Below are 909 nucleotides of genomic sequence, written 5' to 3'. Positions count from 1 at the left end.
GCCGTCGGCGTTGGCCGCAACTATTCCCCCGACACCGGCAGCGGCGCGGAACTCTACACTGTCATCGGCCATGCGCCGCGCCATCTCGATCGCAATATTGCGGTGGTTGGGCGGGTCATCGAAGGCATGGAATATCTCTCCAGCCTGCCGCGCGGCAAGGGGCAGCTGGGTTTTTACGAGGACGCGAGCAAGCGGGTGCCGATCAGCTCGATCCGGCTGGGTAATGCATTGCCGACAGCGGACCAGCCGCGTTTCGAATATCTGAATACCGAGGGCCAGACGTTCGCCCAATATGCCGATGCCAGAGCCAATCGCCGTGATCCATTTTTCATCGTGCCGGCGGGCGGCGCGGATATCTGCAATATTCCGGTGCCGGTGCGACGGGTGGCTGGGGAGTGAAGAGGGCAGTGCACCTGCGCAGGCAGGTGTCCATCTCCTGCCATAGCGTCGAGACGCTCGCTCGGGAGATGGATCCCCGCCTTCGCGGGGACACAATGAGGAAATTTCCCTTTCCTACACTTGGCAATTTCTATTAATCTAGGCGGATGTTTCACTCCCTCGCCTTTCCTGCCCCGCAGCCTCTCACCCCTGGTTTTCAACAACTCGCGGAGGAAAATTTTTCTTGGCAATAGGGGGTGTGACCCGTGTGACCCTGAGATGAAAAGTTGTGCGATATGAACGACCCTGATCCGTATCTGTTTTCCTGCGCAGGCAGGAGTCCATCTCGTGCGATTGCGTCTGGTCGGACTTTTCGGAGATGGACCCCGGCCTTCGCCGGGGCACTGATGCTGTTTATCTTCAGCGCGCCCGCTCTGGCACAGGAAAAAGCCGCTCCCACCCCCGCCGAAATTCTCGCCGCCGCCCCCGCCGACCACTGGCTACCGATCCCGGTCAGCGACCTGCTGGTCC

1 protein-coding gene is annotated in these 909 nt (G+C 60.6%); it reads left to right on the top strand.

Translation table 11 applies throughout. The annotated features are described in order from the left end of the window. A partial coding sequence (locus tag V7665_RS13615; RefSeq protein WP_442955234.1) for a peptidylprolyl isomerase occupies positions 1–399 on the top strand: 399 nt, incomplete at its 5' end. Positions 400–909 lie beyond the last annotated feature (510 nt).

This window comes from Parasphingorhabdus sp. (genome assembly GCF_036964675.1).
Taxonomy (GTDB): domain Bacteria; phylum Pseudomonadota; class Alphaproteobacteria; order Sphingomonadales; family Sphingomonadaceae; genus Parasphingorhabdus.
This window is presented reverse-complemented; position numbering and strand designations above follow the sequence as displayed.